24 protein-coding genes and 1 pseudogene are annotated in these 23,482 nt (G+C 71.9%); 13 read left to right on the top strand and 12 right to left on the bottom strand.

Translation table 11 applies throughout. The annotated features are described in order from the left end of the window. Window positions 1-100: 100 nt before the first annotated feature. From IE207_RS07345 to IE207_RS07300, 10 genes are read right to left on the bottom strand one after another with little or no spacing between them, the layout of a single operon-like run. Window positions 101-787: a response regulator gene (locus IE207_RS07345; RefSeq protein ID WP_190183199.1), complete on the bottom strand. Its 687-nt coding sequence runs from the start codon at window positions 785-787 to the stop codon at window positions 101-103. Then, on the bottom strand, window positions 787-1,998 hold the full coding sequence (locus tag IE207_RS07340; protein ID WP_190183198.1) for a sensor histidine kinase: 1,212 nt from the start codon (window positions 1,996-1,998) through the stop codon (window positions 787-789). Before IE207_RS07340 ends, IE207_RS07345 begins: the two co-directional genes overlap by 1 nt. Window positions 1,999-2,001: 3 nt before the next feature. Continuing rightward, window positions 2,002-2,895: a DUF5936 domain-containing protein gene (locus IE207_RS07335; protein WP_190183197.1), complete on the bottom strand. Its 894-nt coding sequence runs from the start codon at window positions 2,893-2,895 to the stop codon at window positions 2,002-2,004. A gap of 10 nt (window positions 2,896-2,905) precedes the next feature. After that, entirely contained in the window at window positions 2,906-3,844 is a 939-nt protein-coding gene (locus IE207_RS07330) for a type II secretion system F family protein (protein WP_190183196.1), read from the bottom strand. After that, on the bottom strand, window positions 3,841-5,268 hold the full coding sequence (locus tag IE207_RS07325; protein ID WP_229873439.1) for an ATPase, T2SS/T4P/T4SS family: 1,428 nt from the start codon (window positions 5,266-5,268) through the stop codon (window positions 3,841-3,843). Before IE207_RS07325 ends, IE207_RS07330 begins: the two co-directional genes overlap by 4 nt. Before the next feature lie 2 nt (window positions 5,269-5,270). Continuing rightward, complete coding sequence (locus tag IE207_RS07320) at window positions 5,271-5,642, bottom strand: TadE/TadG family type IV pilus assembly protein (protein WP_190183195.1); 372 nt, start codon at window positions 5,640-5,642, stop codon at window positions 5,271-5,273. Window position 5,643: 1 nt separating this feature from the next. Then, window positions 5,644-5,976 (bottom strand): TadE family protein, encoded by a 333-nt coding sequence (locus tag IE207_RS07315; protein ID WP_229873437.1) that lies wholly within the window; start codon window positions 5,974-5,976, stop codon window positions 5,644-5,646. Window positions 5,977-6,010: 34 nt separating this feature from the next. Continuing rightward, the gene (locus IE207_RS07310) at window positions 6,011-7,276 is read right to left on the bottom strand and encodes a CpaE/TadZ family protein (RefSeq protein ID WP_190183194.1); all 1,266 of its coding nucleotides are present in this window, start codon (window positions 7,274-7,276) and stop codon (window positions 6,011-6,013) included. A gap of 7 nt (window positions 7,277-7,283) precedes the next feature. Further along, complete coding sequence (gene cpaB, locus IE207_RS07305) at window positions 7,284-7,985, bottom strand: Flp pilus assembly protein CpaB (RefSeq protein WP_190183193.1); 702 nt, start codon at window positions 7,983-7,985, stop codon at window positions 7,284-7,286. Between the two features lie 40 nt (window positions 7,986-8,025). Then, a complete protein-coding gene (locus IE207_RS07300) occupies window positions 8,026-8,937 on the bottom strand; it encodes a hypothetical protein (protein ID WP_190183192.1) in 912 nt (303 codons plus the stop codon). Window positions 8,938-9,297: 360 nt separating this feature from the next. Here IE207_RS07300 and IE207_RS07295 point away from each other — a divergent pair, with 360 nt between their 5' ends. Both IE207_RS07295 and IE207_RS07290 read left to right on the top strand, forming a co-directional pair. Further along, window positions 9,298-10,992, top strand: a complete 1,695-nt coding sequence (locus IE207_RS07295; RefSeq protein ID WP_190183191.1) for a chitinase — start codon at window positions 9,298-9,300, stop codon at window positions 10,990-10,992. 139 nt (window positions 10,993-11,131) lie between these two features. Then, window positions 11,132-12,469 carry a M14 family metallopeptidase gene (locus tag IE207_RS07290; RefSeq protein ID WP_190183190.1) on the top strand — a complete coding sequence of 446 codons (1,338 nt, stop codon included), beginning with the start codon at window positions 11,132-11,134 and terminating at the stop codon, window positions 12,467-12,469. A 93-nt stretch (window positions 12,470-12,562) separates the two neighbouring features. Here IE207_RS07290 and IE207_RS07285 read toward each other — a convergent pair whose 3' ends face one another. Beyond that, complete coding sequence (locus IE207_RS07285) at window positions 12,563-12,973, bottom strand: RidA family protein (RefSeq protein WP_190183189.1); 411 nt, start codon at window positions 12,971-12,973, stop codon at window positions 12,563-12,565. 173 nt (window positions 12,974-13,146) lie between these two features. Here IE207_RS07285 and IE207_RS07280 point away from each other — a divergent pair, with 173 nt between their 5' ends. The 10 genes and pseudogenes from IE207_RS07280 (at window position 13,147) to IE207_RS07240 (ending at window position 21,566) form a co-directional block, all read left to right on the top strand. Continuing rightward, a complete protein-coding gene (locus IE207_RS07280) occupies window positions 13,147-14,427 on the top strand; it encodes an amino acid deaminase (RefSeq protein ID WP_190183188.1) in 1,281 nt (426 codons plus the stop codon). An 8-nt stretch (window positions 14,428-14,435) separates the two neighbouring features. Beyond that, window positions 14,436-15,998: an N-acyl-D-amino-acid deacylase family protein gene (locus IE207_RS07275; RefSeq protein ID WP_190183187.1), complete on the top strand. Its 1,563-nt coding sequence runs from the start codon at window positions 14,436-14,438 to the stop codon at window positions 15,996-15,998. A 70-nt stretch (window positions 15,999-16,068) separates the two neighbouring features. Further along, the gene (locus IE207_RS07270; RefSeq protein ID WP_190183186.1) at window positions 16,069-17,079 is read left to right on the top strand and encodes a YdcF family protein; all 1,011 of its coding nucleotides are present in this window, start codon (window positions 16,069-16,071) and stop codon (window positions 17,077-17,079) included. A 113-nt stretch (window positions 17,080-17,192) separates the two neighbouring features. After that, window positions 17,193-17,387: a hypothetical protein gene (locus IE207_RS07265; protein WP_190183185.1), complete on the top strand. Its 195-nt coding sequence runs from the start codon at window positions 17,193-17,195 to the stop codon at window positions 17,385-17,387. A gap of 150 nt (window positions 17,388-17,537) precedes the next feature. Continuing rightward, on the top strand, window positions 17,538-18,020 hold the full coding sequence (locus IE207_RS07260; protein ID WP_229873436.1) for a nitroreductase/quinone reductase family protein: 483 nt from the start codon (window positions 17,538-17,540) through the stop codon (window positions 18,018-18,020). Window positions 18,021-18,057: 37 nt separating this feature from the next. Continuing rightward, window positions 18,058-18,384 (top strand): annotated as a pseudogene (locus IE207_RS33730) (DUF6083 domain-containing protein); the annotation flags it as partial. A gap of 91 nt (window positions 18,385-18,475) precedes the next feature. Next, entirely contained in the window at window positions 18,476-19,120 is a 645-nt protein-coding gene (locus IE207_RS07255; RefSeq protein WP_190183184.1) for a TetR/AcrR family transcriptional regulator, read from the top strand. Beyond that, window positions 19,117-19,647, top strand: coding sequence for a dihydrofolate reductase family protein (locus tag IE207_RS07250; RefSeq protein ID WP_190183183.1), 531 nt, complete (start codon window positions 19,117-19,119; stop codon window positions 19,645-19,647). The genes IE207_RS07255 and IE207_RS07250 overlap by 4 nt, the downstream gene beginning before the upstream one ends. 191 nt (window positions 19,648-19,838) lie before the next feature. Then, a complete protein-coding gene (locus tag IE207_RS07245; protein WP_190183182.1) occupies window positions 19,839-21,050 on the top strand; it encodes a pyridoxal phosphate-dependent aminotransferase in 1,212 nt (403 codons plus the stop codon). Window positions 21,051-21,173: 123 nt separating this feature from the next. Continuing rightward, the gene (locus tag IE207_RS07240; RefSeq protein ID WP_190183181.1) at window positions 21,174-21,566 is read left to right on the top strand and encodes an SCO4983 family protein; all 393 of its coding nucleotides are present in this window, start codon (window positions 21,174-21,176) and stop codon (window positions 21,564-21,566) included. A 67-nt stretch (window positions 21,567-21,633) separates the two neighbouring features. Here IE207_RS07240 and IE207_RS07235 read toward each other — a convergent pair whose 3' ends face one another. Next, window positions 21,634-21,849, bottom strand: coding sequence for a hypothetical protein (locus IE207_RS07235; protein ID WP_308433563.1), 216 nt, complete (start codon window positions 21,847-21,849; stop codon window positions 21,634-21,636). Window positions 21,850-22,213: 364 nt separating this feature from the next. Between IE207_RS07235 and IE207_RS07230 the strand changes: the two genes are divergently transcribed. Next, window positions 22,214-23,470, top strand: a complete 1,257-nt coding sequence (locus tag IE207_RS07230; RefSeq protein WP_190183179.1) for a helix-turn-helix domain-containing protein — start codon at window positions 22,214-22,216, stop codon at window positions 23,468-23,470. Window positions 23,471-23,482 lie beyond the last annotated feature (12 nt).

Raw genomic sequence — 23,482 nt, 5'->3', positions numbered from 1 at the left:
TCCCGGGCCGGTGCCGCTGTCGATGGGCGGACAATACGGGGAGTTAGCGGTGGTGACCAAGGGTCCCGGGGCCCAAATGCGGACCCAGTGCGTCAGGTGTCTACCCATGGCCGGTCACTCCCGGACGGGCCGTTCCCAGCCAGCGGGCTATCGCCTCGCTGCGGGTGGTGGTCTGGAGCTTCGCGAAGATGCGGTTGATGTGGTTCTTGACCGTCTTCTCGCTGATGAAACAGGCCGCCGCGATCTGCTGGTTGTTCATCCCGGATGCGATCAGGTCCATGACCTCCTCCTCCCGGGAACTCAGGCCGTAGGCCATGTGGTTGACGAGTCGCTGAGAAGACTGTGCCACAACTGGTTGCGTTTGCGAAGAGGCGCGGAGTTCCGCGAGGAGGGCGTTCGCCGCCGTCGGGGTGAAGTGGGCGCGGCCCGCCTGGGTGTCGTGGATGGCGCGGATCAGGTCGTCCGGGGTGAATTCGCCGTGGACCAGGTAGCCGCCCGCGCCCAGGAGCAGGGCCTCCCGGACCACCTCCGCCTCCTGGCTGTACGTCAGCATCAGGACCGGCGCCAGCCGGACCAGGTGCGGGAGGGCCGAGATGCCGTCGACGCCCGGCATGCGGACGTCGAGCAGGACGACGTCGGGCCGGTGGAGGCGGGTCAGGTTCAGCGCCTCGCGGCCGTCCGCCGCCTGGGCGGTGACTTCCAGGTCCTCGGCGGTCGCCAGCAGGGCGGCCAGGCCCGCCCGGACGACCGGGTTGTCGTCGGCGATCAGGACGCGCAGTGGGGGCATCACGGGCTCCCGAGGCAGAGGTCGAGGCGGACCCGGGTGCCGGGGCCGGTCGGGCGGGGGCCGACGTGCAGGCGGCCGCCGATGGCCGTCGCGCGCTCCGTCATGCCGAGCAGGCCGTAGTGGCCGGCGTCGGCCAGGGCCCTCACGTCGACGCCGCCCGCCGGCAGGCCGCAGCCGTCGTCCTCCACCGTCAGGACCAACCGCGGCCCGCAGACGGCGGCCTCGACTTCGACCGCCGACGCCGACGCGTGGCGGCGGGCGTTCTCCACGGCTTCCGAGGCCACCGCCACCAGGTGTGCGGCGACCGCGGAGGGGAACAGGGGCAGCACCCCGGACGTACGGACGACCACGCCCGCCTCCGCCAGCGCCCGCAGCTCCGCCGCCAGCGAGACGCCCGGGGTGTCCAGGTCGCGCCGCAGGTCCGTCAGCAGCTCCCGGGACTCCGCCGCCGCCCGACGGGCCGCCTCCGCCACCGCCCGCGCCTGGTGTCGGGCGGCCCCCGGGTCGGCGGGGTCGGCGGCGGTGCGGGACAGCGCGTCGGCGGCGAGGGCCAGGCCGTGCAGGGTCTTCGACACCGAGTCGTGCATCTCGCGGGCCAGGCGCTCCCGTTCGGCCCGTACGGCTTCGGCCACCGCCAGCCGCGCCCGGGTCTCCGTCAGGGCCTGGCTCGCCGCCCCGAAGCGGAAGAGGAAGTCCCGCAGCCAGGCCCCCGCCGCGCCCGCCAGCAGGCACAGCGCGGCGAGCGTGAACCCGCCGGTGACGGCCGCCACCACCGCCGCCTGCGCGGCCGCGTAGACCGCCGAGCCGCGCCACCCGTAGACCAGACCCGCCAGCAGCGGTGTGCAGAGCGGGAGCAGGCCGAGCGGGGACGCGGCGGTGGCGGTGATCAGGAGCAGCGCGCTGAACGCCATGTCCACGGCCAAAAGCCAGCGGTGGCGCAGCAGCAGCGGCCCGAATCGCTCCCAGTCGCGGAACAGTACGTAGGACAGCATGAAGGTGAGCAGGACCGCGCCGCCCACCAGGTACACGGGGGCGCCGGGCGCGGTACGGCCGAGCGCCACGGGTGCGCCCAGGCCGAGCATGACCAGCCGGAAGGCGAAGACCTGGCGGCACAGCGCCTGCAACGCGTTCACCTGGAGGGCGAGCGGAGGGGCCGGCTGCGCCTCGGCGCCGCGCGCGGCCGGGGCCGCGAAGCCGATCGTGGCGGCCATGGTTCACCCGCTCCCGAACAGGGCGCCGAAGTCGATGTCCGCCCCGTAGACGAACCCGCAGACGAGCAGGATCAGGGTGCCGGGCAGCATGAACATGGTGACCGTGAAAGTGGCCTTGGGGACCGCCCGAGCGGCCCGGCGGCGGGCGTTCTGCGCGTCCGTGCGGCGCATGTCCTCCGCGATCGCGATCAGCGTCTCCACGATCGGGGAGCCCAGCTCCTCGCCCTGCTGGAGGGCGGTGACGAACTGCGCCACCTGCTCGGAGTCGTTGCGCCGGCGCAGCTCGTCGAAGGCCTGGCGGCGGCTGACGCCCATGTCCATCTGCTGGAGGGTGATACGGATTTCGTCCGACCAGGGCCCCTCGTACTTGTCCGCGACGCGGTCCAGCGCCTGCCGGAAGCCGAGCCCGGCGCTGACGACGACCGCCAGCACGTCGAGGAAGTCGGGCAGTGTCCGCTCGATGTGGTCCCGGCGCACCCGGATCGCCGACCACAGGCCCGCCTCGATCCAGAACAGGCCGAAGGCGACCATGAGCAGGGCGGCCACCACCTGCCCGTTGATCAGCATCGCGAAGGCGCCGAGCGCGCCGAGGAACCCGTAGACCGCGCGCCGGGCCGCGTACCGGTCGATGGTCAGACCGGCCGGATTGCCCGCCATGTCGATCTGGCGGCGTTTGCGGGCCACCCGGTCCGGGCCCATGAGCCGCAGTACCAGCGGGGCCCAGCGGATGCCGAGGCGGTCGACGAGCGAGCCGACGGCCGTGGTGCGGGTCGCGCCGACTTCGAGGGCGAGGGCGAGGTCGCTGGGGAGTTTGACGTCGGCGCGGTAGAGGCGGACCCCGTACAGGGCCCCGAAGACCGACAGCCCGAGGGCCGCGGCGAGCAGCAGTGCGGTCACGTCGTCCCCCTCACACGTCGATCTTGGACAGCCGGCGGATGAGGACGAACCCCAGGGTGAACAGGCCGAGGGCGATGATGACGGCCGTCTGCCCGATGAACGCGCCCGTCATGCGGTCCAGCGCGCCCGGCATCATCATGTCGACGAGCAGCAGTGACCCGAGCCCGATGGCCGGGACCAGGTACGCCGTCACCGTCACCTGCGAGAGCTGTGTACGGATCTCCCTGCGCGTCTCCTTGCGCTGTTCCAGCGTCACGGTGAGGTTGCGCAGGCTCCCCACGAGTGCGCCGCCCGCGCGGGCGGACAGGACCAGGGTGGAGACGAGAACGACGAGTTCGCGCGAGGGCAGGCGTTCGGTCAGCTCGCCCAGGGACTCCTCGATGGAGTGGCCGACGGCGAGGCGGTCGGCGACGCGGCCGAGTTCCTCGCCGGCCGGGGCCTCCAGTTCCTCCGCCGCCATGCCGATGGCGGTGCGCAGCGCCAGGCCGGCCTGGGTGGCGTTGGCCAGGATGCGGGCGAGTTCGGGGAGCTGGTTGATGAACCGCTCCGTGCGGCGCGTGCGCTGCCAGTTGAGGAAGGCGTTGCCCGCCCACAGCCCGATCAGGCCCGCGACCGGTCCGAAGAACGGGGCCAGGAGGGACGCCGAGACGAGCCAGACCCCGGCCACGGACATCAGCATGTAGACGAAGAACTCGCCGGGGGTGAGGTCCAGGCCCGTGGTCGCCAGCTTGACCTCGATCCGGCGGCCCAGCCGGGTGCGGCGCAGCCGGCGGTCGACCCCGCGGAAGCGGCGCCGGCGGCCGAGCGGCTCCGGGGCGCCGCTCGCGGAGAGGCGTTCGATGAGGGCGGCGCGCTGGGCGCGGCCGGCGGCGTAGGCGTGCACGCCGAGGACCACGAGCAGGCAGGCGAGCAGCGTGGCGCCGAGGGTGAGGAGGATCAGTGGGTTCACAGGACGTTCCGAGTGGTCCAGGGGGTGCCGGGGCCGCCGGGGGAACCCGTCGCCCAAGGGGCTCCGGGCGCCCCGGGGAAGCCGGGGGCCCCGGTGGTCCGGGCGGCGAGCTGGTCGTCGGACTGGGCGACGCCGAAGGCCTGGGGGATCGGCTGGTTGTTCATGTAGAGGCGGTCGGCGATCGTGCGCGGCAGCGGGTAGTACTCGAAGTGGCCGTGCACGCGGCCGTCCGCGCCCATCGGGCGGGCGGCGAACCGGCACACGGTGATGATCCGGAAGGGTTCGCGGCCGTGCGAGTCGAGGACGGAGATCTCGGTGATGCGGCGCGAGCCGTCGCCGAAGCGGGTGAGCTGGACGACGATGTTCACCGCACTGTTGATCTGGTCCTGGAGCGCCTCGAACGGGATCTCCACCTCCGACATGGACGCCAGGGTCTGCAGGCGCAGCAGGGCGTCCTCGGAGCTGTTGGCGTGGACGGTGGCCAGGGAGCCGTCGTGGCCGGTCGACATCGCCTGGAGCATGTCGAGGGTCTCGCCGCCGCGCACCTCGCCGACGATGATGCGGTCGGGGCGCATGCGCAGGGAGTTGCGTACGAGGTCGCGGATGGTGATCCGGCCGCTGCCCTCGACGTTGGCGGGGCGGGATTCGAGACGGATGACGTGTGCCTGCTGGAGCTGGAGTTCGGCCGAGTCCTCGATGGTGATGATCCGCTCGCCCTCGGGGATCAGACCGGAGAGGGCGTTGAGGAGGGTGGTCTTGCCGGTGCCGGTGGCCCCGGAGACGATCACGTTCATCTTCGCCTGCACCAGACCGGACAGCAGGAGCAGCATCTGCTCGTCCAGCGATCCGAGGCTGATCATCTCGTGCAGGGTGAAGGCGCGCGGGAAGCGGCGGATGGTGAGCGTGGCGCCGGTGAGGGAGAGCGGCGGGATGATCACGTTGACGCGTTCACCGCTGGGCAGCCGGGCGTCGACCATCGGATTGGCCTCGTCCACACGGCGGTTGACGGTGGAGACGATGCGCTCGATGGTCTGCATGAGCTGCTCGTGCGAGGCGAAGCGCAGCGGCAGTTGCTCGACGCGTCCGGCGCGTTCCACGAAGATCTGGTCGGGGCCGTTGACCATGATCTCGGAGATCGACGGGTCTTCGAGGAGCGGTTCGAGGACGCCGAGGCCGAGTGCTTCGTCGACGACGCGGCGGATGAGCTGGGCGCGTTCGACGGTGGAGAGGACGGGGCCCTCGCGGCTGATGATGTGGCCGAGTACGCGTTCCAGCCGGGACCGGCGTTCGGCGGGCGCGAGCGCCGACATTTCGGCGAGGTCGATCTCCTCCAGCAGCTTCGCGCGGTAGGAGGAGACCAGCCGGCCGTCCTCGCGCGGGTTGTGGCGGTCGTCGGGGGTGCCGACCCGGGAACGCAGGCTCATCGTCAGGGTCCCTTCGGGTCGTCGTTGGGCATGACGGCGGTGGCCGTGGCGGGATCGAGTCCCAGCCCGGGGATGATCGACTTCACGTCGATGGTGGCGGTCGCCGTGACGGCGTCGGCGGTCTTGGAGACCACCACCCTCGCGCCGAGGGAGGCCTTCACGGCGGCCGCCCCCGCCGCCTCCCCCGCCCCCGGTTTGCGGGCCTCCACCCGGGCCGCCGTACGCGCCGCCGTCTGCGCCTGCTGGTGGACGTACCCGACCCAGCCGAGCTGGATGCCGCACAGCGCGACGAAGAGCAGGATGGGGATGAAGCCGATGTACTCCAGGGCCACTTGGCCCCGGTCGGGCGTACCACCGCGCCGGGTCCGCCTCATCTCACTCCCCCTCCTTCTCCTGTGACGAGCCGCCTTCGCCCGTGATGGGAACGCCGATGTCGAGCCCGGGGAACAGCACGGGGACGTGGAGACTCACGGTCGCCTTGTAGATGTCCCCCGCGCTCCCGCAGGAGACCTGCACGGCCCAGGCGTCCCCGATGTGCCTGCGCGCCGCCGCCCCGCAGGCGGCTTCGCCGTGCACGGCTCCGACCCGCGCCGCCTCGTCGGCCGCGTTGCCGGCCAGTGAGAACGCGTACCCGATCAGGACGCACTCCCACACCGCCGCGACGAGCAGCAGGATCAGGGGCACCATGCCGACGAACTCGACGGCCACCTGTCCACGGTCCCGGCTCCGCGCGGCCACGGCCTCACCCCTCCCGGCCCCGGCGGAGCCGGGCCAGTGGTCCGGCCGCCGCCCGTACGGCCAGTTCGGCGGAGGGGGATTCGGCGGAGGCGGTGGCCGGGGCGGACAGCAGGCCGAGTTCCCCCGCCAGCTTCCACAGAGCCTGCTTGACCGTCGATCGGTTGTCGAGGTCCTGGACACGGCCCGCGTCCACCACCGCCTGGAGCTCCTTGAACGCGGCGGGGACCGGGGTGCGGGTGACCCGGGTCCCGGTGATCTTCTCGATCAGGGCGGGCTGGATCTCCGTGTGCCTGCTCCAGCGGTTGACGACCATGACGGTGTCCTCGGCCTTGCGGACCTGGAGCCGCTCCCACATCCGCACCAGCCGCTTGGCGGCCCGCACCGCGACCACGTCGGGGGTGGTGACCAGGACGGCGACCTCGGCCAGCTCCACGGCGGCCGCGTTGGCCCCGGTGACCTGGGTCCCGCAGTCGATGACGACCAGCTCGTAGCGGGCGCGCAGGGCGGCGATGACGAGCCGGGCGGCCCGTTCGTCGACCTCCTCGCCCCGCTCGCCGTCGCCCGGGGCCAGCAGCAGCGCCAGCCCGGTGCGGTCGTCGTACACGGCGTCCTGGAGGACCCGGGGGGAGATGTCCTGGATCCCGGCGAGGTCGGCGACGGAGCGGCGGAACTGGACGTCGAGGTACGAGCCGACGTCCCCGGCCTGGAGGTCCAGGTCCACCAGGGCCGTACGGCGCCCGGAGGCGGCCGCGGCGAGGGCGAACTGCACCGCCGTGAAGGTGGTTCCGACGCCGCCCTTGGCTCCGGCGACGGTCACCACCCGGCCGCCGGGGCCGGTCGGCTGCTGCTGGCCCCCGCCCAGGTGGCGGCGCACGCCCGCGGACCACTGTGCGGCGGCCTGGACGCGGGCGGCCAGTTCCTCGTAGGTGACGGGCAGTCCGATCAGGCCGCGCGCCCCGGAGTCCATGGCGGCGGAGAACAGGGAGGGTCCCGCGTCGGACGACAGCAGGACCACGCCCACCGCCGGGAAGCGCAGGGCGACCTCGCGGATGAGTTCCAGGGCGGGCAGCGGGCCGATCCGCTCGTGGACGAGGACGACCTCGGGCAGGGCGTCGACGGACTCGGCGGCGAGCCGCGCCAACGTGTCGAGCAGGGCCGTCGAGTCGGTGACGGGCCCGGCCGGTTCGGCGGCCGGGAGCCGGCCCAGGAGGGTGGTGATGAGGCGGGCGGCGTCCGGGTCGCCGGCCGCGGGGAGGATTCGGGTGCTCATCCGGGCCTCACTTGTCCCCGTCGAGGGTGTACGTGCGCTCGCCCGGGCCGGGAGCCGACTCGGTACCGGGGGCCACCAGGGCCAGCCGTACGTGCTCGGCGAACGACTCGGCGTACGCGACGCGCTGGGTGTCCTTGGTGTTCAGGGCGAAGGTGATCGGGACCGCCTCGGCGGGGCCCTTCTTGTCGCTGTCCTTCTCCAGGGGGGTGAGCTTGCCGACGTTCAGGACGCGGGCGTTGGCGACGATGATCACCGAGCGGGAGGGATCGGTGTCCTTGGCGCCCTTGAAGGTGGCGATGATGTTGACCTTGGCGCCGGAGGTGATCTTGCCGGCCACGCCGGTCGCGGCGTCGATCATGATCGCGATCTCCTGCTCGCCCGGCTGGAGCTGCGGCCTGTCGACGAACATGTCCTGCTGGAGGAGGGAGCCCTTCTTGAGCGTGGTGAGGGCGATCTTGCCCTTGAGTGCGCCGAGGTCGGTGACGGCGGTCTCGGACAGCCACCGCTTGGGGACCTTGACCTCCTCGAACTGGCCGGCGCCGAGGGGGCTGTAGGGGGCGATGTCCCCCTTCACGCGGTAGGCGACGACCTCGGACCCGACCTTGGAGTTGACGTCGCCGATCACCACGAGGACCCCGGCGAACGCCGCGAGCGCGCACAGGACGGACAGCAGCAGCAAGATGACGCCGCGGCGCTGGCGTGAGTTCATGAGCCGTACTACCTCGCCGTTCTTCGTTCGTTCGGGCCGGTCAGAGTCGGGATCTGGACGGTGCGGCGCTCTGCCCGCCGACGGGCGGCGGCGCCGGTGGCGGCGCGGTCAGCGGGGCCGAGCAGAAGCCGCAGCGGTCGCCGATGAGTTCCATTCCGCACCAGCGGCACTCCTCGCGGCGGACCGAGGCGACGAGCTGGTAGAGCACGGACGGGTCCGGGATCGCGGCGGCGAACTCGACGAGTTTCGCGGTCGCCCACCAGGCGGCCGAGTCGGCGGGCAGCGGGTTCTCCATGACGCCCGCGACCTGCCAGGCGGGCGCCAGTTCGGCCGCCACCCAGTCGGAGGCGAGCTGGCCGCGGGCGAAGGTGAGGTGCGTGACGAAGCCGGGTCCGGGCGGCAGTACGGCGCCGCCGCCCGCGTGCGCGCCCGAGGAGGCCACGGGCGCCAGCCTGGCGAGGTGGGGCGTGGGGTGCGCGAGTACGGCGAACTGGGCGCCCGGTGACCAGGACCGGGCGTGGGCCTTGAGCCCGACCGGCACCCGGTCCAGTTTGGCGACGCTGCCCAGCAGGGCGCCCGCGTAGATGTAGTGCGACAGCAGCCGGGCCGCCGAGGCGAGGACCCCGGGGCTGAACTCGCAGACGCTGAGCTGACGCAGCTGACGTACCAGCAGGGCCACGCCCAGCGGCGGCAGGTCGGCCCCGACGAGCGCCATGCGGTCGGTTTCCAGGATGGCCCGTACGGTGTGCAGCCGCCGCACGGTCGCGGCGGGCAGCCAGGACGGCACGACGACCACGAGGTGGCCGTGCGCCTCCAGCAGGGCGGTGGTCTCGGCGAGCGCCCCTTCGAGGCCGAGCTGCCCGGGCGGGCGCAGGACGGCGGCGCCCGGGGTGTGCCGGTCGGGGGCCGGCAGCACCAGGTCGGCGCTGGTGACAGCAATGGCGGTCGGCACGCGAATCCCCCCGTTCACCCCGTACACCGCGGTCTTCGCCCGCCCGCCGCGCGGCATCCACCTCCGCGCACGAACGGCGCGACCGCGCACGACCAGCGCACTTCCCCCCTGCGTCAGCACCATATCCGCGTCGTCCGCGGTGGGGCAGGGCCTTGGTGATTCCCGTGCCGCGAGCACATGTCACAGGTGACCGGAAACCAGGACAACAGGGACCGGACGAGCGGGGGAACTGCGCTGATTTCAGGCCACATTGACAAGACTATTGACACGGGGATTGGTCTGGACCAACTTGGCTCCCGGGGTCCCCCACGTGCCCCCGTCACCCCGTTCACATCCCCTTCTCCCCCCACCGGAGCCTTCGTGAACCGCATACGCTCCCTCGCCCTGCCCCTCGCCGCCAGCCTTGCCGCCGGCGCCCTGACCGCCGTCACCGCCGGTACGGCACAAGCCGCCGACGTCAACGTCGTCCGTAACGGAGGCTTCGAGTCCGGCCTGGCCGACTGGTCCTGCACGGGCGGCAGCGGCGCCGCCGTCACCTCCCCCGTCTTCTCGGGCAGCGGCGCCCTCAGGGCCACCCCGGCCGGCCAGGACAGCGCCCAGTGCTCCCAGACCGTCACGGTCAAGCCGAATTCCACGTACACGCTCAGCGCGCAGGTGCAGGGCTCGTACGTGTACCTCGGCGCGACCGGGACCGGCACCCAGGACGTGTCCACCTGGACCCCGGGCTCCGGCGGCGGCTGGCAGAAGCTGTCCACCACCTTCTCCACCGGACCGAACACCACCAAGGTCACCGTCTGGACGCACGGCTGGTACGGCCAGCCGGCCTACACGGTGGACGAATTCAGCGTCTTCGGCCCGGACGGGGGCGGCGGCACCGACCCCGGTCCGAGCGTCCCGGGGGCGCCCTCGGGGCCCGCCGTTTCCGGTCAGAGCGCGAGCGCCCTCACCCTTTCGTGGAACGCGGTCAGCGGCGCGAGCGGCTATTACGTGTATCAGGACGGCGTCCGCGTCCGTACCGTCGCCGCCTCCCCCGTCCAGCTCACCGGGCTCACCGCCGCCACCTCGTACTCGCTCCAGGTGAGCGCGTACAACGCGGCGGGCGAGGGTCCGAGGTCGGCGGCGGTGACCGGGACCACCACCGGCGGCGGCAACCCGAACCCCAATCCTGCGGTGCCCAAGCACGCCCTGACGGGCTATTGGCAGAACTTCAACAACGGCGCGACCGTCCAGAAGATCTCGGACGTCTCCGCGCAGTACGACATCATCGCCGTCTCCTTCGCCGACGCCACGACCACGCCGGGTGCCATCTCCTTCACCCTGGACTCGGCCGGCCTGGGCGGTTACACGGTGGCGCAGTTCAAGGCGGACGTCGCGGCGAAGAAGGCGGCCGGGAAGTCGGTCGTCCTCTCGATCGGCGGCGAGAAGGGCACCATCTCGGTGGGCGACTCCGCCTCCGCGAACAACCTGGCGAACTCGGCGTACGCGCTGATGCAGGAGTACGGTTTCAGCGGCATCGACATCGACCTGGAGAACGGCCTCAACCCGACCTACATGACGCAGGCGCTGCGCTCGCTGTCCGCCAAGGCCGGGTCGTCGTTCGTGCTGACGATGGCGCCGCAGACGATCGACATGCAGTCGACGGCGGGCGGCTATTTCAAGACGGCGCTGAACGTCAAGGACATCCTGACCGTCGTCAACATGCAGTACTACAACAGCGGCTCGATGAACGGCTGTGACGGCAAGGTCTACTCCCAGGGGACGGTGGACTTCCTCACGGCCCTCGCCTGCATCCAGCTGGAGGGCGGCCTCGACCCCTCGCAGGTGGGCCTCGGCGTCCCCGCCTCGCCCAGCGGCGCGGGCAGCGGCTACGTCTCGCCGGCCATCGTGAACAACGCCCTGGACTGCCTCGCGCGCGGCACGAACTGCGGGTCCTTCAAGCCGTCGAAGACCTACCCGGGGCTGCGCGGCGCGATGACCTGGTCGACCAACTGGGACGCCAAGGCGGGTAGCGCTTGGTCCGACACGGTGGGTCCGAAGGTCCACGCGCTCCCGTAGGCGGTACGTGTGGGGGTGACCGGCGACCGACCGGCCCGACCGCTTTTTGGCCGGTTTCGGCTTCTTGACCCGGACATGCCATGAGAGCACGCTGTGCGCGTCCGCACGGCTACCCCCACACTCCCACCCAGGAGAACGCATGCGGCTCCACAACCGTCGGAGGGCCGCCGTCACGGCGGCCCTCCTGGCCCTGGCCCTCGGCGCACCCGCCTACGGGATGAGCGCGACGGCCGCCCCGCCACCCAGCCCCTCGACCGCCACCCAGGACGAGTCCATCGCCCAGTACGAGGTCCAGGGCCCGGCCACGGCGGCCGAACGCACCGCCCTGCTGCGCACCGGCGTCTCGATCGACGAGGTGGACGCCCGTTCCGTCGTCGTCAGCGCGGACCCCGCCCAGGCCAAGAACCTGCGTGCGCTCGGCTACCGGATCACCCCGCTGCCCGGACCGCCCGACCGCTCGCTGGGCGGCGTGGCCACGGGGGTGAACGACTTCCCGTCCGCCGACTCGAACTACCACAACTACGCCGAGGCGACGGCGGAGATCAACCAGCGCATCGCCCAGTACCCCTCGATCATGAGCAAGCAGGTGATCGGGAAGTCGTACCAGGGCCGGGACATCATCGCGATCAAGATCAGCGACAACGTCGGGACCGACGAGGCCGAGCCCGAGGTGCTCTTCACGCACCACCAGCACGCCCGTGAACACCTGACCGTGGAAATGGCCCTGTACCTGCTCAAGGAGCTCGGCTCCAAGTACGGCTCCGACGCCCGCGTCACCAACATGGTCAACAGCCGCGAGATCTGGATCGTCCCGGACCTCAACCCCGACGGCGGCGAGTACGACATCGCCTCCGGCTCCTACCGCTCGTGGCGCAAGAACCGCCAGCCCAACTCCGGTTCCTCCTACGTCGGCACGGACCTGAACCGGAACTGGAACTACAAGTGGGGCTGCTGCGGCGGCTCCAGCGGCAGCAAGAGCTCCGAGACCTACCGCGGCACGGCCGGCGAGTCGGCGCCCGAGGTGAAGGTCGTGGCGGACTTCGTCCGCAGCCGCGTCGTGGGCGGCAAGCAGCAGATCAAGGCCGCCATCGACTTCCACACGTACAGCGAACTGGTGATGTGGCCGTTCGGGTGGACGTACGACGACACGGCCCCCGGCATGACCGCCGACGACCTCGCCGCCTACAAGAAGATCGGCACCGGCATGGCGGCCAGCAACGGCTACACGGCCGAGCAGTCGAGCGACCTGTACATCACGGACGGGACGATCGACGACTGGCTGTGGGGCAACCAGAAGATCTTCGCGTACACCTTCGAGATGTACCCGAGCGACACCGGCGGCGGGGGCGGCTTCTACCCGCCCGACGAGGTGATCGACCGCGAGACGGCGCGCAACCGCGACGCCGTGCTCCAGCTGCTGGAGAACGCGGACTGCATGTACCGGTCGATCGGCAAGGAGGCGCAGTACTGCGTCTAGCCGGTGCGTGACGGGGGCGCCCCACCGCCAGGGGGGCGCCCTTCGCACAGGCCTGAGCACTTCGCGACGCGGGCCCGGGCCCGTCGCGCGGGCCTAACCCAGGACGGCCAGCGCGTCGATCTCGACGAGCATTCCGGCGGGCAGGCCCACGTAGACCGTGGTGCGGGCGGCCGGGGCCTCCTTGATGCCCTGCTCTTCGAAGTACGCGTCGTAGATGTCGTTCATCTCGGCGAAGTGGCCGGTGTCGGTGAGGTACACGCGGATCATCACCGCGTCCTCCCAGCTCGCGCTACCCGCCTCCAGTACGGAGCGGACGTTCTCCAGCGTGCGGAGCGTCTGCTCGCGCAGCGACGGACCGGCGAGGGTGGCCGGCTGCCCCTCCACGTGCGGCAGGTAGCCGACCTGGCCCGCGACCTGGAGGATGTTCCCCTTGCGCACGCCGTGCGAGAACCTCGCGGGCGGGGCGTTGTGGGTCTCGGGCGTGACGGCGGTCTTCTCGGTCATGGGGCGCCTTCCTTCGTCGGCTCGTACGGCTTGCCCGTACGGTCTCGTACGGCTCGTCGCCGTAGCGGAGCGGGAACCGGCCCCCGTTGCCCCGTCGTCAACGTGGATGTTAGACAGCAACAGGCACGACCTGCAACGAACGTCGCGCACAGCGTGACGCGAGAGGATTCCGCATGGGCAGCGACGCAGTCCGACGGCTCGCCGACGAACCGGTGGACCACCGCTTCAAGGGCCTCCCCCCGGACGCCGAGCGCTCCGCCCTGACCGTCGGTCAGCTCACCGCCGAACGCCGCGACCTGTTCACGGGCGGCTTCACCACCCCCGTCCTGACCCTCGACGCGGACGCGCTCGCCCACAACCTGACCGCGCTGGAGACGTACGCCCGGCGCCACGGCCTGGCCTTCGCCCCGCACGGCAAGACCTGCATGGCCCCGCAGCTGTTCCGGCGCCAGCTGGAGCGCGGCGCCTGGGGCATCACGGCCGCCGTCCCGCACCAGGCCCGCGTCTACCGCGCGTTCGGCATCCAGCGGATCTTCCTCGCCAACGAACTCGTCGACACCGCCGCCCTGCACTGGGTGGCCGCGGAACTCGCCGCGGACCCCGCGTTCCGCTTCGTCTGCTACGTCGACTCCGTGCGCGGCGTCCGCCTGATGGACCGCGCCCTCGCGGGCCGGGGCGCCACCGTCGACGTCGTCGTGGAACTCGGCGCCGGGGAGGGTGCCCGCACGGGCGCCCGTACCGAGGACGACTGCCGCGCCGTCGCCGACGCCGTCGCGCAGAGCGACACGCTGCGCCTGGTCGGCGTCGCCGGGTACGAGGCGGAGGTGCCCGGGGCGGATCCGGAGTCCGTGGACGCCTACCTGCGCCGGCTCACCGGTCTGGCCGTCGAGTTCGACAAGGCGGGCCGGTTCCGTGCCGACGTGGAGGAGATCGTCGTCAGCGCGGGCGGCTCGTCCTGGTTCGACGCCGTCGCCGACGTGTTCGCGCAGCTGCCGGATCTGTCGCGGCCGACGCTTCGGCTCCTGCGCTCGGGCGCGTACGTCTCCCACGACCACGGCTGGTACACGCGCCTGACGCCGTTCAACCGCCACCCCGAGGAGGGCGGCCTGCGCCCCGCGTTCCGGCTGTGGACGCAGGTCGTCTCCCGGCCCTCCCCCACCCAGGCCTTCGTCAACGCCGGCAAGCGCGACATCGCGTACGACCTCGGGCTGCCCGAGGCGGAGCTGGTGCGGGACCCGCTCGACGGCCAGGAGCGGCCCGCCACCGGGATCCGGGTGGTCAAACTGTCCGACCAGCACGCCTGGCTGGAGACCGACTCGGCCGACGACCTCCAGGTGGGCGACTGGGTGGCGCTCGGCATGTCCCACCCCTGCACCATCTTCGAGAAGTGGCCGCTGATCCCGGTCGTCGAGGCGGACGGCACGGTCGGCGACTACGTCCGCACCTTCTTCTAGCCGCCGCGGTGGACCTGCTGATCCGGGGGGCCCGCGTCGTGGACGGCACGGGCGGCCCCTCGTACGCCGCGGACGTCGCCGTCCACGAGGGCCGGATCGAGGCGATCGGCCGGATCCGGGCGGGCGGCCGGCGCACCCTGGACGCGCACGACCTGGTGCTGGCCCCCGGCTTCGTGGACATGCACGCCCACAGCGACCTCGCCCTGCTGCGCGATCCGGACCACAGCGCGAAGGCCGCCCAGGGCGTGACCCTGGAGGTCCTCGGCCAGGACGGCCTGTCCTACGCGCCCGCCGACGACCGCACCCTCGCCGGGGTCCGGGCGGCGATCGCGGGCTGGAACGGCCCCGGGGACGACGCCGACTTCGGCTGGCGCACCGTCGGCGGGTACCTGGACCGGCTCGACTCCACCGGCATCGCGGTCAACGCCGCCTACCTCGTCCCGCAGGGCACCGTCCGCGCCTACGCGGTCGGCTGGGACGACCGCCCGGCCACCCCCGCCGAGCTGGACCGGATGCGCACGCTCGTCGCCGAGGGCCTGGCCGAAGGGGCCGTCGGCATGTCCTCCGGGCTCACCTACACACCCGGCATGTACGCCGACGGCGCCGAACTGACCGAGCTGTGCCGGGTGGTGGCCCGGTACGGCGGCTACTACTGCCCCCACCACCGCTCGTACGGGCGCGGCGCCCTGGCCGCCTACGCCGAGATGATCGCCCTGGCCCGCGAGGCGGGCTGCGCCCTGCACCTCGCGCACGCCACCATGAACTTCCCCGAGAACCGGGGCCGGGCGGGCGAACTGCTCGCCCTCCTCGACCGGGCGCTGGCCGAGGGCTGCGACCTCACCCTCGACAGCTACCCGTACACCCCCGGCTGCACCACCCTCGTCGCCCTGCTGCCGAGCTGGGCGGGCGCGGGTGGCCCCGAAGCCGTGCTCGCCCGGCTCCGGGACGACGCCGAGGCCGGGCGGATCCGGTACGCGCTGGAGGTCGACGGCTCCGACGGCTGCCACGGTGTGCCGGTGGACTGGTCGGCGGTCGAGGTGTCCGGGGTCGTGGACCCCGCCTTCGGCGGGTACGTCGGCACCCGCCTCCGGGACTGGGAGCAGGCGCGGCGGCTGCTGCTCGGGGACCGGCTCCGCTCCACCGTCCTCCAGCACGTGGGCCACGAGGAGAACGTCCGGGCGATCATGCGCCACCCCGCGCACACCGGCGGTTCCGACGGAATCCTCCAAGGCGCGAAGCCCCACCCGAGGGCGTACGGCACGTTCCCCCACTACCTCGGCCGGTACGTGCGCGAGCTGGGCGTGCTGTCGCTGGAGGAGTGCGTGGCACACCTCGCGGGCCGTCCGGCGGCCCGGCTGCGCCTGCCCGACCGGGGGCTGATCCACCCGGGACACCGCGCCGACCTGGTGCTCTTCGACGCGGACACGGTGGCCGCGGGGTCGACGTACGAGAACCCGCGGGCGCTGCCCACGGGTATCCCCCACGTCCTGATCGACGGCCGTTTCGTGATGCGCGACGGGCGCAGGACGGACGTCCTGGCCGGGCGCGCGGTCCGCAGGACACCGTCGTAAGGACCGCAGCCACCAGGCCCGGCCGCCCTCGGCCGGGGACCGTTCACGCGGGACGCCTACGATGACCGCCATGATCGCTTTTGTCCCCGCCGCGGTGCTGTTCGTCTTCCTCTGCCTGAGCGTGCGCGAGGACCGCCGGCGCTTTCGCAACGCGGTCCTGCTGGGGCTCACGTTCATCAGCCTGGCGCTCGGGCTGCTGTCGCGGATATCGCAGCTGCCGCCGGCCCTCGCGGCACCGCTGGTGCTCGCCGTGCTCCTGCTGCCGGCCCTCGGGGTGGTGGCGCTCGCCTGCTTCCTGATCGCCAACGGCGTGACGATGGTGCGCAAGGAGGGCCGCAGTCTCGGCAACCTGCTGTCGCTGCTGGCCGGCCTCGCGATCTTCGGGGTGCTCGCGCTGGCACTCGTCACGGTACTGAGCGGCTCGGGCAAGCTGGCCGGGATGACCGCGATGGTGGTCATGATCGCGGCCTACGTCTCGTTCCTCTTCCTGTGCTTCCTCGCGTACGCCTACCTCTACGGGCGGCTCAAGGTGCGCGGCGACGTCGACTACGTCGTGATGCTCGGCTCCGGCCTGGTGTGCGGCGACCGGGTGCCGCCCCTGCTGGCCTCCCGGCTGCGCAAGGGCAAGCAGATCTACGAGGCCCAGCGCGCCCGGGGCGGCCGGACGCCGGTGCTGCTGCCGTCGGGCGGGAAGGGCTCGGACGAGAAGGTCGCCGAGGCGCGCGCCATGGCGGACTGGCTGATCGCGGAGGGCGTCCCGGAGGAGCACATCCGCCTGGAGGACCGCTCCCGTACGACGGAGGAGAACCTCTCCCTCAGCGCGGCCATCATGGCGGAGGGGACACCGGGGTACCGGTGCGTGGTCGTGACCAACAACTTCCACGCCTTCCGGGCGGCCATGATGGCCCGCAAGGCCGGGGTCGACGGGCAGGTGCTGGGGGCTCCGACGGCCGCCTACTTCTGGCCGAGCGCGACGATCCGCGAGTTCGCGGCGGTGTTCATGGAGCACAAGGGCGTCAATCTGGCCGTCTGCGGGTCGCTGTTCGCGCTGGGTGTGGTGCTGACGCTGGTGGTGCACTGAGCGCGGTTTGCTGCGGTTTGCCGGGGTTTCCGGAAGTTTGTCGGTCGACGTGCGTTCATGGCGTGTGCGCCGGAGGATGATGGGGAACGGGGACACCCCCGAGGAGGTACGCGATGGAACGTGAATCGGACCAGCAGCCCCAGCACGCGGACCGCCCGTCCAAGCTGTGGACCGGCGGCGAGCGGCCTTACGACCCCGAGGACCTCGTCATGGCGACGGGCGCCGACCCGACTCCGGAGCGGGTCGAGAAGGCCCGGAAGATGATCGAGCGCGAGGGGCCGTCGGTCATCGAACGCTACCTGCCGTAGGCACCGGGGCAGGTCCACGACGCCGCTCCCGGTCCGCGCCCGCCGGCCGGACCGGGAGCGGCGCTCTCGCGCAGCGCGCACGCGAAACCAGGGGCGCCCGCCGTCGTTAGGCCGCCCGGGGACCTCGGGGGGCCGAAGCCGGAGGACGCCGTGTTGCAGACCGTCGCCATGACGCAGACCGTCACCATCGACTGGGACCATCCCGCCGACCCGGAGCCGGGCCGCGTCCTCGACCACGTGCGGGCCTATACCGGTTCGGGGGGTCTCGACGGCCATCTCTGGCACGGGGTCCCGACCCTCCTGCTCACCACGGTCGACCGCGCACGGCACCGCACCGTGCGCACTCCGCTGGTCTACGCGCGCGACGGCGGTCGCCACCTCGTCGTGGCCGCCGGCCCGGTCCCCGGCGCCCCGGCCCCGCAGTGGTACGCGCACCTCACGGCCCACCCCGAGGTGCGGCTCCAGGTCGGCGCCCTCTCCTTCCAGGCGGCGGCCCGCACGGCGGACGCGGTGGAGCGGGAGACGTACTGGGAGGCGTTGACCGCGCTCTGGCCCGCGTACGAGGACCACCAGGCGGCCGCGGCGCCCGGCGAGGTCCCGCTGGTGATCCTGGACCGGCTCGCTCACCCGTAGGGGTGACCGGTCCCCCGTACGGCGGTTGCGCGCCTGCGTGCCGTGCTACCAACGGCACGGAGGTGGGACCCCGTTGCGCGATGATCCGCGCACGCCGATCGTGGTGGGCGACGTACTGGCCGGCGCCCTGGCGGCGATCGGCAGGCCCGACGGGCGCGAGGGCCGCCCGGCCACGTGCCGGGACTGCGGTGACGCCGCCCTGTGGCACCGCACGGTGCACGGCCGGTGGATCCTGATGCAGCCCGGGGGCGTGCCGCGCCACCTGGTCCCGCCCGGCAAGCGGTACCGCATCGGCTCCGACGGCACGGCCGTCCACCTCGGCGACGCCGCTCCCGCAGACACCTGCCGCGCGGCGGCCCGCTGCGGGCGCCTCCAGCGATCACCCTTCCGGAGGCCCGTGCTGCCTGCTTTAATAAATGAACAGCCATTTACTAATGGGCGCGGGAGGTGCCGACATGGCCGGACGACCCCGGAGCGTCGACGACGCCACGGTCCTGCGGGCGGCCGTCGAGGTGATGGGCAGGACCGGACCGGCCGGGCTCACGCTGGCCGCCGTGGCGCGGGAGGCCGGACTGGTGGCCGGGACGCTCGTGCAACGGTTCGGGTCCAAGCGCGGACTGCTGCTCGCACTGGCGGCGCGCGGCGGGGCGGAGTTCGAGGAGCTCCGGGAACGGGTCTGCCGGGAGCACCGCCCGGCGCTCGACGCGCTGGCCGAACTGATCACCTCGACCTGGAGCCCGATGGCCACGCCGGCCTCGTACGCGAACCATCTCGCGTTCCTGTGCTCCGACCTCACCGACCCGGAGTTCCGGCACCTGGCGCTCGCCTCGCAGGAGGCCCACCGCGGAGCCTGCCACGCCCTGCTCGGACGGGCGGCGGACGCGGGCGAACTCCGCCCGGGCACCGACATCACCGCACTCACCGAAACCGTTCAGGCGGCCGTCACCGGAGCCGGGCTGCTCTGGGCCGTCGACCACGAGGGCGGCCTCGCCCAGCGCCAGCGCGCCGCCCTCGCCGCCGTCCTGGCCCCGTACCGCACGGGCGCCGCCGAACCGGCCCCGTACCGCACGGGCGCCGCCCATCGAAGGGACCCCGCATGAGCTTCGACCGCACCTTCCGTACCGCCGTGACGATCGGCGTCAGTCTCGACGGGTTCATCGCCCGGCCCGACGGCGACATCGAGTGGCTGACGACCCGCGGCGAGGCGGCCGGGGACACCGGCTACGAGGAGTTCATGGCCGGGATCGACACCCTCGCCATGGGCCGCAACACTTACGAGAAGGTCCTCACCTTCGGGTTCTGGCCGTACGAGGGCAAGCGCGTGGCCGTCCTCAGCACCACCTTGAGCGCGGACGACCCGCGCGTGACGGTGTACCGCTCGCTGGAGGAGCTGCTGGCGGGCCTGACGGAGCAGGGCGCGAAGAGCGTCTACGTGGACGGCGGCCGGATGGTCCGCACGTTCCTGCGCGCAGGGCTGCTGGACGAGCTGGTCCTCACCACCGCTCCGGTCCTCCTCGGGTCGGGCCTGCCGCTCTTCGGGGAGCTGGATCAGGACGTGGAACTCACCCTGCAAGACGTCAGGGCCCTGGGGGCGGGCTTCACCCAGGCCCGGTACACCGTGGGGTGATCCGCACAACACCGGGGCGGCGGGCGATTTTGGGGGGCGGGGGTTCCGCAGGGTGGAGCGGGGGGTGCGCCAGGGTTTCCAAGGAGGGGGCGTGGCTTGGCCTCCGCATCTCGCGAAACGGGGCAAAGCAGCCCGACGGGCGGTCCCCGAATAAAGCGGCGCGGGCGCCGAGGGGGCCGTAAGCTCCCGTCATGCAGGTGATCCAGTCAACGAAACTCGCCAATGTCTGCTACGAGATCCGCGGACCCGTCCTCGAAGAGGCTATGCGGCTCGAAGCGGCAGGTCATCGCATCCTCAAGCTGAACACCGGCAACCCCGCGGCCTTCGGCTTCGAGTGCCCGCCGGAGATCCTCGAGGACATGCTCCGCAACCTCGGCAACGCCCACGGCTACGGGGACGCGAAGGGGCTGCTCTCCGCGCGGCGCGCGGTCATGCAGCACTACCAGACCAAGGGCATCGAGCTGGACGTCGAGGACGTCTACCTCGGCAACGGCGTCTCCGAGCTGATCCAGATGTCCATGCAGGCCCTGCTGGACGACGGGGACGAGGTGCTGGTCCCGGCTCCGGACTACCCGCTGTGGACGGCCTCGGTCAGCCTCGCCGGCGGCACGGCCGTGCACTACCGGTGCGACGAGCAGTCCGACTGGATGCCGGACCTCGCCGACATCGAGCGCAAGATCACCGACCGCACCCGCGCCCTGGTGATCATCAACCCGAACAACCCGACCGGCGCCGTCTACGACGACGAGATGCTGCGCGGCCTCACCGACATCGCGCGCCGCCACAACCTGGTCGTGTGCTCGGACGAGATCTACGACCGGATCCTGTTCGACGGGGCCACCCACACCAACACCGCCGCGATCGCGCCGGACGTGCTGACCCTGACCTTCAACGGGCTCTCGAAGAACTACCGCGTCGCCGGCTACCGGGCCGGCTGGATGGCGGTCTGCGGCCCCAAGAAGCACGCGTCTTCGTACATCGAGGGTCTGACGATCCTGGCGAACATGCGGCTGTGCGCCAACATGCCGTCGCAGCACGCCGTCGCCACCGCGCTCGGCGGCCGGCAGTCGATCAACGACCTCGTCCTGCCCGGCGGACGGCTGCGCGAGCAGCGGGACACGGCCTACGACCTGCTGACGCAGATCCCCGGCATCAGCTGCGTCAAGCCCAAGGGCGCGCTGTACCTGTTCCCGAAGCTGGACCCGGCGGTCTACAAGATCAAGGACGACCGGCAGATGGTCCTCGACCTGCTGCGGGCCGAGAAGATCATGGTCGTGCACGGCACGGGCTTCAACTGGCCCGAGCCCGACCACTTCCGGATCGTCACGCTGCCGAACGCCAAGGACCTGGCGGACGCGGTCACCCGGATCGGCAACTTCCTCGACGGCTACGCCCAGCCGTGAGCTCCCGGGGGCAGCTCCGGCGTCGCTCCTGACTCGCTGGAGACTCGAGTCTCGCCGGATCGAGCACAACTTTAGAACCGATCCAATGTAGGATGGTCTCCTGACCCCGCAGGAGGCCTCCTCATGTACGAGCCGATCCGCACCAAGTCGGTCGTCCACCGCATGGCCGGCAGCCGCACCGACTACCCGCACCGCAGCCGCGGCGAAGCCCTGGACATCCAGCTCGCCGGGCACCTCGCGGCGCTGCTCGCCGTCACCGACGAGCTCGGGCTCGGCGACGCCGCCGCCCGCATCGCCGACCAGGTCACGCGGCTGCGCGGGGCCCGGCCCGCACGAGCGGCCCACGGGCAGCCGTCGGACACGGCCGAACTGCACCGCCGGGCCCACGACCTCGCCGGCCGGGCGCTGCTCGTCGCCGCCTCCCGGGCCGACACCACCGTCGCGATCCTCGCCGCCGAGCGCATGGACGCCCACGCCGCCGCCCTGGAGTCCCCGGACCGGGCCGGCGCCCTCTGACGGCCCCGGTCCGGGGCCGCCAAGGCTCCGGACCGGGCGCCACGAACCCCTCCGTCTCGCGCCCGTCTCAGGGACCGTCCTGGTTCTCCCGGACCTGGCCGGACGAGCACCGCACGGGCTGGATCACCGCCTCGATGTTGCCGACAGCGGTGGTGAACTCACGGCCGGATACACCGCGGATGTACGCCAGTTCCACCCAGTGCGCGTGGGCGACGGAATCCGAGACGTTCTCGTTGATCACGGCCATCAGCTCCCCCTCTGCTCCGGAGGCGATGTCGCGCACGCGACGACGTAGGAGTCGGTGCGGCACGTATGCGTAACAGTCACTCACCGGACGCCCCCTCGAAGGTGGTGAGGAAGCGCTGCCAGCCGGCGAGCGCACGGTCCAAGAGCTCAGTGCCGGGCTCAACCATGGCCCTCACCCCGGGCAAGGGTTCGTCGAAGCTAGAGACCACATCCGGTCCGTGACTTCGATCGACGTCGGGCGTTGCCATGTCCGCCCCCTTCCGTAATCCGGTGGCCACGTCGTTTGCCACAACATCCAGGAAAGCGGTGGGAGTCGAAGACCTCCACGGCAAACGTGCGGCAGCATTGACGCAGATCGGTGCACGGAACCTGAGACGGTCAGAAGCACAAGAAGAGGTCGTATGGGACTGGCCGAACGGCGCAAGACCCTGGGTTACAGTCAGGAGAAATTGGCCGAGTTGCTTGGCGTGGACCGCACAACGGTCGGACGCTGGGAGAGCGGCAAGATCTCACCGCAGCCGTCTCAGCGGCCGGCTTTGGCCGACACCCTGGAAATCAGCCTGCAAGAGCTGGAAGCCCTCCTGCCACCGTCACGAACCACAGAGCGGGAGGCCGTACGGCGCACGTCCAGTGACCACCCGAGCGCGGGAGACCCCGACGAGATGATCCGCCGTGAATTCCTCCGGATACTCACTGTCAGCGGCGTACTGACCGCCCTTCCGTTCGACGAGGCACAGGCCCTGACGGACGGTGTGCACAGGGGCAACCCGGCAGACTTCGCCCGGATGAACGGCCACCTGTGGCAGGTGTACCACCTCGCCCGATCCAAGGGGACGCTCTTTCCCGTCGTTCGCGATCAACTGGCGACGCTGAACAAGGCCCTGTCCGCAACCCACGGCAGCAATTCCACGCCTCTCCTCCACGCGGCGGCCGACCTCTTCCAGCTGGCCGGCGAAGTGGCCTTCGACTCCAACCGGTACTCGGACGCGGCCGCGTCGTACGCCCTCGCGGCCTCCGTGAGCAAGGAGGCCGGAGCGTACGACCTGTGGGCGTGTGCGCTCGTACGTCACGCCTACGTCGCCATGTCAGAGCACGGGTACCGCGAGGCGGCAGAGGTCCTGCGTGCGGCGGAACGCGTCGCCGTCCGCGGCGACGGCATCCTGTCGACGCGGCACTGGGTGGCGTCGGTTCAGGCGCAGGCGCACGCCGGCGCGGGCGACCTGGCCGGGTGCGAGGAGGCCCTTGCCCGGGCCGAGGAAGTTCAGCACCTCGCTGACAACAGCTCGAATGGCGGGTGGCTCCGTTTCGACGGCACGCGGCTGGCCGAGGAGCGCGGTGCGCGATACGTACAGCTCGGCCGTTTCGACCTGGCGGAAGAGACCCTCAAACGGGCGTTGGGTCAGAGCGCGCTCGCTTCCGGCCACTCGTATCGCAGAAGAGGCGCGGTACTGGCCGACCTGGCCGTGATCGGGGCCAAGCGCCGGGATCCCGAACAGGTGGTGACGTACGCGCGCGAAGCGCTGGACCTGGCCCACGCCTCTTCGTCAGGGTACGTCGCCCGTAGACTCCGAAGCCTCTGCGATCAGTTCGGCCCCCTGAACCGGGATCAGCGTGTTGCCGGGCTGGGCGCGGAGATCTCCGCGCTGCGGACACCGTGACGAGAGGGGTTG

Source organism: Streptomyces cirratus, from assembly GCF_014650775.1.
Classification (GTDB): Bacteria; Actinomycetota; Actinomycetes; order Streptomycetales; family Streptomycetaceae; genus Streptomyces; species Streptomyces cirratus.
Note: the sequence above shows the minus strand (reverse complement) of the source record. Positions and strands in the feature narration are given on the sequence as shown.

Excerpts from the sequence above, each read along its gene's own strand:
- IE207_RS07280 (WP_190183188.1), top strand. The coding sequence starts at position 13,147 with ATGGGCAGCGACGCAGTCCGACGGCTCGCCGACGAACCGGTGGACCAC.
- IE207_RS07325 (WP_229873439.1), bottom strand. The coding sequence starts at position 5,268 with ATGAGCCTGCGTTCCCGGGTCGGCACCCCCGACGACCGCCACAACCCG.
- IE207_RS07240 (WP_190183181.1), top strand. The coding sequence starts at position 21,174 with ATGTACGAGCCGATCCGCACCAAGTCGGTCGTCCACCGCATGGCCGGC.
- IE207_RS07250 (WP_190183183.1), top strand. The coding sequence starts at position 19,117 with ATGAGCTTCGACCGCACCTTCCGTACCGCCGTGACGATCGGCGTCAGT.
- IE207_RS07230 (WP_190183179.1), top strand. The coding sequence starts at position 22,214 with ATGGGACTGGCCGAACGGCGCAAGACCCTGGGTTACAGTCAGGAGAAA.
- IE207_RS07270 (WP_190183186.1), top strand. The coding sequence starts at position 16,069 with ATGATCGCTTTTGTCCCCGCCGCGGTGCTGTTCGTCTTCCTCTGCCTG.
- IE207_RS07255 (WP_190183184.1), top strand. The coding sequence starts at position 18,476 with ATGGCCGGACGACCCCGGAGCGTCGACGACGCCACGGTCCTGCGGGCG.
- IE207_RS07285 (WP_190183189.1), bottom strand. The coding sequence starts at position 12,973 with ATGACCGAGAAGACCGCCGTCACGCCCGAGACCCACAACGCCCCGCCC.
- IE207_RS07245 (WP_190183182.1), top strand. The coding sequence starts at position 19,839 with ATGCAGGTGATCCAGTCAACGAAACTCGCCAATGTCTGCTACGAGATC.
- IE207_RS07345 (WP_190183199.1), bottom strand. The coding sequence starts at position 787 with ATGCCCCCACTGCGCGTCCTGATCGCCGACGACAACCCGGTCGTCCGG.
- cpaB (WP_190183193.1), bottom strand. The coding sequence starts at position 7,985 with ATGAACTCACGCCAGCGCCGCGGCGTCATCTTGCTGCTGCTGTCCGTC.
- IE207_RS07265 (WP_190183185.1), top strand. The coding sequence starts at position 17,193 with ATGGAACGTGAATCGGACCAGCAGCCCCAGCACGCGGACCGCCCGTCC.
- IE207_RS07310 (WP_190183194.1), bottom strand. The coding sequence starts at position 7,276 with ATGAGCACCCGAATCCTCCCCGCGGCCGGCGACCCGGACGCCGCCCGC.
- IE207_RS07340 (WP_190183198.1), bottom strand. The coding sequence starts at position 1,998 with ATGGCCGCCACGATCGGCTTCGCGGCCCCGGCCGCGCGCGGCGCCGAG.
- IE207_RS07320 (WP_190183195.1), bottom strand. The coding sequence starts at position 5,642 with ATGAGGCGGACCCGGCGCGGTGGTACGCCCGACCGGGGCCAAGTGGCC.
- IE207_RS07290 (WP_190183190.1), top strand. The coding sequence starts at position 11,132 with ATGCGGCTCCACAACCGTCGGAGGGCCGCCGTCACGGCGGCCCTCCTG.